Genomic DNA, 3,825 nt, shown 5'->3' with positions numbered 1-3,825 from the left:
AATCCGTTCCGCAGCGCCGCGATGGACTGGCTCGCCCGGCAGGACCGCTGAGCGGCCGCCACCCTAGCTGCCGGCCGGCAGGGCCCGTTCCCGGCGGAAGGCCTGCGTGACCGCGTCCTCGCCATGGTCCCGTGCCAGCCGCAGAAGTGCGAAGCGGATTTCGGCAAGCTCCTGGTAGTAGCGGGTGAAGGCATAGTTGATCCCCGCCCCGGCGACGCTGCCGAGCACCGGAAGCGTCTGCGCGGCGAGCTTCTGGGTCAGCGCCGCCGCCAGCCGCGGCGCCACCGTGGCGACGAGCCGGTGCAGGCTCGCCCCCGAGATCATCGCCCGGCTCATCAGGAAGCTCGTGTTGACGCCGTCATCCGCAGGGTCCGCCGGATCGCCGGCCGCGAAGACCATCAGGCATTCCCGCCGTACGGCCTCGTCCGCCGGATCGAATCCCTCGGCGCGTGCCGCCTTCTGGATCGCCGCGAAGATGATCCCCACCGTGACCGGAATCTCGACAGTGGCCGAGGCAAGCCCGCCGAAGCCGCCTGCCGCGCCGCTCACCACGGCGGCGAGCGCGTGGCCGTGGCGGCCCATCTCCGGGGCGCGCCGCGCCTTCACGGCCGCCTCGACGCCCCGGTAGGCGAGTTCCAGCGCCCGTTCCGTCGTGGCCTCGATCGCCTCCTTGACGCTGTCGGGCAGCGCCTCCAGCGCGTTCTCGGCCTTGGACCCGGCGAAACCGATGACCTGCATCAGGACCCCGCGCGCCGCCGCGGACCGCGCCGCGAGCCCGGCGATTTCCGCCACTGCCGAGGGCGGAAGCGGCGCCTTCCCCTGGATGTCGATTTCGCTCTTCACCGTCCACATTCCCTCTGGCTGGCGCATCGCGGCCCCGAAAGACATGGGCAGGGGCTCAGCCCGCGTCAATCCGCGCCTTCTCCACCGGCCCCGTGATCCCGTCCCAAGCGCCGGGCTTCAGCGCGAGGCCCAGCACCCGCTCGGGGTTCGTCGGCGGCGGCATCTCCACCCCGTCGAGCTTGCGGAACCCGAAGCGGCGGTAATAGGGCAGGTCGCCCACCAGGAGGACCCGCTCCCACCCCAGCCGCCGCGCCTCGGCGAGGCTCTCGCGGATGAGCAGCCCGCCCAGCCCCTCGCCCTGGCGCGTCGGATGCACCGCCACCGGGCCGAGGAGGAGTATCCGCCGGCCTGCCACCTCCGCCGGCCAGTAGCGGATCACCGCGGCGAGCGTGCCGTCGTGATCCCTCAGCACGTGGCAGAGGTCCTTGACCTTCGCCACCCCGTCCCTGAGCCGGTAGGAAGAGAGCGCCGTCCGCCCCGGCGCGAAGCAGAGGTCATAGAGCGCCTCGACCTCCCACCAGTCGGCCTCCGTCTCCTCCTCAAGCCGGTACACGCGCGCCGCTCCCCGATTCCGCTGGAAATCGCCCCTAGCATGGGGGCAGGATCGGTTCAAACCCGAATGAGGTGCCATGTTCTACCGCCCCGAAGACGGCCACGGCCTGCCGCACAACCCCTTCAGTGCCATCGTCAATCCGCGCCCCATCGCCTGGGTGGGGACGCGCGGCGCCACAGGCGACAACCTCGCGCCCTACTCCTTCTTCAACGCCCTCGCCTACGCGCCGCCGCAGGTCATGTTCGCCTCGAACGCGTCGAAGGATTCGCTGCGCAACATCTTGGAAACCCGCGCCTTCTCGGTCAGCACGGTGGAATACGCCCAGCGCGGGAAGATGAACCTCACCTCCGGCCTCTACCCGCCGGGGACGGACGAATTCGCCCTCGCCGGGGTCGCCAAGGCCGACTGCGTCACCATCCCCTGCCCGCGCGTGGCCGATGCGCCGGCGACGCTCGAATGCGCGCTCGTCGAGGTGATCCGGCTCCGCGGCCGGGACAACCACCTCGTCATCGGCGAGGTCACGGGCGTGCACCTGCGCGACGACTGCCTGGTGGCGGGGCGCTTCGACGTGACCCGCTTCGGCGCGCTGGCCCGCGGCGGCTACCGCGATTATTCCGTCGTGACCGAGGTCTTCGAGATGGTGAGGCCGGGGGAGGGGTGAGGGCAGGTCATCCAGCCGATCTGCCGAAGCGGAGTGCGACTGATCTGAAACACGGGCGATCACGCGCGGTTGCCAGCGCCGAATGCCCGAAGCGCAAGCGGAGGGCCGGGACAGCGGGCGCTGCTCGGCGTGCCGCCGGGCAACGATCAGCGGCAGTTGCCGCGGTCGCCGCCCGTCACAGGTCGAACGCCCCCTGCGCCCCGCGGTTCTCTTCCCGCGCGGCTTTCCTGAACTTGTCAGACCGGCGCAAGGGGATCTGCACCGCCCGGTCGCGCAGGTGCAGCGCGTCCTCGACCGTCACGATCTACACGCGCGCCACCGGGGCGCATCCTCGGAGACATACTGCCCCGCCGCCTCGGCCACCATCGGTTTCGTCGGTTCGGTCATTAAAGTTGCGCGCAGACGTATGCTTGGTCATGGTGCACGATAACAAAGATGGCTGTCGGCAATGTATCTTGGAGGCGCGCGTGGCATGGTATGACAACCATTATGTTTGCCCTGAATGCAGTGCAGTTTGGGACAGCGAGTGGTCCTGCGCCAGTGACGACGAATGTCCCGAATGCGATGCCACAAACATCTCGCCGGTTTTCAGCAAGGAACTTACCGTCATGGTCGAACCTGGCGGTGATGGAACGTGGACGATCTGGCGATCTCCACCGGATGCCGAGGATAGTCCCAGTTATGAGTTGGTGGGCCAGTTAAGGCCCACGGGGTCAGGGAGACTGCAATTCGTGCCGACTGTAACCCCTAGATGAAGACGGGCTTCAGCGAGACTCCGGCGTCTTTCGTGAGCGCGAGCCAGACGGCCAGATTCGACACGGAGAATTGGGCCGAATCAAACATGTTCTGCCCAAACTGTGGATGCTCGACGCTTGCACGCTATCCGGCAAACAGGCCGGTCGCTGATTTCTACTGTGACCAATGCGGCGACCAGTACGAGTTGAAGAGTCAAAGCTCGGCTTTTGGACGCAAGGTCGCCGATGGTGCATATTACACGAAGATCGAACGCCTTGCATCGGACACATCCCCTAACCTGATCCTTCTGCAATACAGTCGTGTGCATCGGCGGGTTGAAAACCTGACTGTCGTGCCGCGCTACTTCTTCGTTCCTCAGGCTATTGAGCGACGCCCTCCGCTTCGATCAACCGCACGACGCGCAGGTTGGGTCGGTTCGAATATCCTTTTGGATCGCATTCCGCTGTCGGGACGGATCGCTGTGGTGCAAAGTGGCTTGGTACGGGACAGGAGGGAAGTCCTCGACGAATGGAACCGTCTACGGTTCATCGAAGAGCGCCACGGAGAGGCACGCGGATGGCTTCTGGAAGTGATGCGCTGTGTGCAGATGATTGGGAGGTCGGACTTCGCCCTTGCCGATGTTTATCTATTCGAACGGGAACTGTCGGCGATCTTTCCGCGAAATAACAACGTGCGCCCGAAAATCCGGCAACAACTTCAGGTTCTCCGAGATGGCGGCTATTTGGAGTTTCTTGGGAATGGCCGTTACAGCCTGTGCTGACCAGCGTATGCGCGGCAAGAACGCCCGGACCTTGCAGCTTGGCCGGACGCAGGAGAACATCATCTCGACGCAGAAACGCGAGCACAGTCGAAAGCCTGACGAACAATATGCGCTGATTGAAGGGTGCTCGCGCGGCCCTCGGCTAGAAATGTTCGCGCGCGGCCCGCGCGTGGGCTGGACCGTGTGGGGCAATCAGGCCGATGACTACGTTCCGACCTGGGACACCTATTCGAACCACTCCCAGTCCCATGT

5 protein-coding genes and 1 pseudogene are annotated in these 3,825 nt (G+C 66.0%); 3 read left to right on the top strand and 3 right to left on the bottom strand.

What is annotated here, in order from left to right; genetic code table 11:
• Positions 1-63 precede the first annotated feature (63 nt).
• Entirely contained in the window at positions 64-888 is an 825-nt protein-coding gene (locus tag F9K34_RS17675; RefSeq protein ID WP_291338427.1) for an EcsC family protein, read from the bottom strand.
• Between the two features lie 10 nt (positions 889-898).
• Positions 899-1,396, bottom strand: coding sequence for a GNAT family N-acetyltransferase (locus tag F9K34_RS17670; RefSeq protein ID WP_291338426.1), 498 nt, complete (start codon positions 1,394-1,396; stop codon positions 899-901).
• A 76-nt stretch (positions 1,397-1,472) separates the two neighbouring features.
• On the opposite strand from F9K34_RS17670, the gene F9K34_RS17665 reads away from it, so the two are divergent.
• On the top strand, positions 1,473-2,057 hold the full coding sequence (locus F9K34_RS17665) for a flavin reductase family protein (RefSeq protein WP_291338425.1): 585 nt from the start codon (positions 1,473-1,475) through the stop codon (positions 2,055-2,057).
• Positions 2,058-2,232: 175 nt separating this feature from the next.
• On the opposite strand, the gene F9K34_RS17660 is transcribed toward F9K34_RS17665, so the two are convergent.
• Positions 2,233-2,358, bottom strand: a complete 126-nt coding sequence (locus tag F9K34_RS17660) for a hypothetical protein (RefSeq protein ID WP_291338424.1) — start codon at positions 2,356-2,358, stop codon at positions 2,233-2,235.
• Positions 2,359-2,808: 450 nt separating this feature from the next.
• Here F9K34_RS17660 and F9K34_RS17655 point away from each other — a divergent pair, with 450 nt between their 5' ends.
• Together F9K34_RS17655 and F9K34_RS17650 are read left to right on the top strand one after the other, a co-directional pair.
• A complete protein-coding gene (locus F9K34_RS17655) occupies positions 2,809-3,573 on the top strand; it encodes a DpnI domain-containing protein (RefSeq protein WP_291338423.1) in 765 nt (254 codons plus the stop codon).
• Positions 3,574-3,580: 7 nt separating this feature from the next.
• Positions 3,581-3,825, top strand: a pseudogene (locus tag F9K34_RS17650) (MT-A70 family methyltransferase); the annotation flags it as partial.

This window comes from Albidovulum sp. (genome assembly GCF_008933605.1).
Taxonomy (GTDB): domain Bacteria; phylum Pseudomonadota; class Alphaproteobacteria; order Rhodobacterales; family Rhodobacteraceae; genus Albidovulum.
The sequence above is the reverse complement of the archived record's forward strand: the minus strand, read 5'-3'. Positions and strand labels throughout refer to the sequence as shown.

What these genes read in the sequence shown, in the direction of transcription:
- F9K34_RS17655 (WP_291338423.1), top strand. Translation starts at nt 2,809, where the DNA reads ATGAAGACGGGCTTCAGCGAGACTCCGGCGTCTTTCGTGAGCGCGAGC.
- F9K34_RS17665 (WP_291338425.1), top strand. Translation starts at nt 1,473, where the DNA reads ATGTTCTACCGCCCCGAAGACGGCCACGGCCTGCCGCACAACCCCTTC.
- F9K34_RS17675 (WP_291338427.1), bottom strand. Translation starts at nt 888, where the DNA reads ATGTCTTTCGGGGCCGCGATGCGCCAGCCAGAGGGAATGTGGACGGTG.